This window comes from Enterobacter sp. 50588862, from assembly GCF_001462935.1.
Taxonomy (GTDB): domain Bacteria; phylum Pseudomonadota; class Gammaproteobacteria; order Enterobacterales; family Enterobacteriaceae; genus Enterobacter; species Enterobacter bugandensis.
Genome location: NZ_LNHM01000015.1, coordinates 1 through 546, shown reverse-complemented (window position 1 = coordinate 546; position 546 = coordinate 1). Strand labels below are relative to the sequence as shown.

At 59.5% G+C, this 546-nt stretch carries 1 protein-coding gene; it reads left to right on the top strand.

Annotated features, from left to right (window positions below):
* The coding region (locus tag APT89_RS06670) for a DUF2345 domain-containing protein (RefSeq protein WP_131728589.1) at positions 1-546 on the top strand (546 nt) is incomplete at both ends.

Genomic DNA, 546 nt, shown 5'->3' with positions numbered 1-546 from the left:
CTGGCTGAAGCGTTACGCAGCGCGGCAGAAGCGGCGAGGGCTGAACTGGCAGATGTGCAGACGCAGAAGGCGCTGCTGTCAGAGGCGCTGACGGATTTAAAGAAAGCGGCGCTGCTGGTCTCGGCACCGGAGGGAATAGCGCAGGTGACAGGGAAAAGCCTGCAGCAGTCGGCGGGAGACAACATCATCAGCACCAGCGGCGGGCACACAGATTTCAGCGCACTGAAAAGATTCACCGTGGCGGCCGGGGAGCGGGTAAGTCTGTATGCGCAAAAGCTGGGCATCAAAATGTTTGCCGGCAAAGGGAAGGTGGAGATCCAGGCGCAGGGGGATGAGATGACGCTGGATGCGCTGAAGGATATCCGCATCAGCAGCAGTGAGGGAAAACTCATCATCAGCGCGAAGCAGGAGATAGTGCTGACGAGCGGCGGAGGATATATCCGGATAGCAGACGGAACGGTGGAGTGTGCGGCGCCGGACAAAATCATCGAGCGCGGGGCGGTGTGGCAGAAGTTTGGTGGGCAGAGCATAAGTCAGGCAATGCAG